This window comes from Calidifontibacillus erzurumensis, from assembly GCF_013303125.1.
Taxonomy (GTDB): Bacteria; Bacillota; Bacilli; order Bacillales; family Bacillaceae_J; genus Calidifontibacillus; species Calidifontibacillus erzurumensis.
Genome location: NZ_JABTTE010000076.1, coordinates 1 through 539, shown reverse-complemented (window position 1 = coordinate 539; position 539 = coordinate 1). Strand labels below are relative to the sequence as shown.

The 539-nt window shown below is 37.5% G+C and carries 1 protein-coding gene; it reads right to left on the bottom strand.

Translation table 11 applies throughout. The features are described from left to right. Window positions 1–64 precede the first annotated feature (64 nt). On the bottom strand, window positions 65–539 hold a 475-nt coding region (locus HR057_RS16875), incomplete at its 5' end, for an IS3 family transposase (RefSeq protein ID WP_173732669.1).

The window sequence follows — 539 nt, the reverse complement described above, 5'->3', positions numbered from 1 at the left end:
CTTTCGCTTGGTGGCCTCTTTATAAGATTGAGAGGTTCCCTCTCAATCTTATAAAGAGGATATGCTAGTTCGCTTTTATTTGGTTGTAATACAATTTCTCAAATGCAATCGGAGACATATAATTAATGGCTGAATGAATTCGTTTTGAATTATAGAAATTAACAATATACTCGAATATGCTTCTTTTTGCTTGCTCTCTAGTTTCGTAGCTTTCATGAAAGATCAATTCTCTCTTGATTATGCTGTGAAAGGATTCAATACATGCATTGTCGTAACAGTTCCCTTTTCTACTCATGCTTGTAAACATTCCGTATTGACGTAGTAAAGATTGATATTCTGTTGATGCATACTGGCTGCCGCGATCAGAATGATGAATAAGACAAGGTGAAGGTGTTTGGGCAACAATTGCTCGCTTTAATGCTGTTACCACTAGTTCTTTCGTCATACGGTGAGACATTGCCCAACCCAGTAATCTTCTAGAGTAAAGATCCATGATAGACGCTAGGTAGAGCCAACCTTCCTTTGTCCAAATGTAAGTA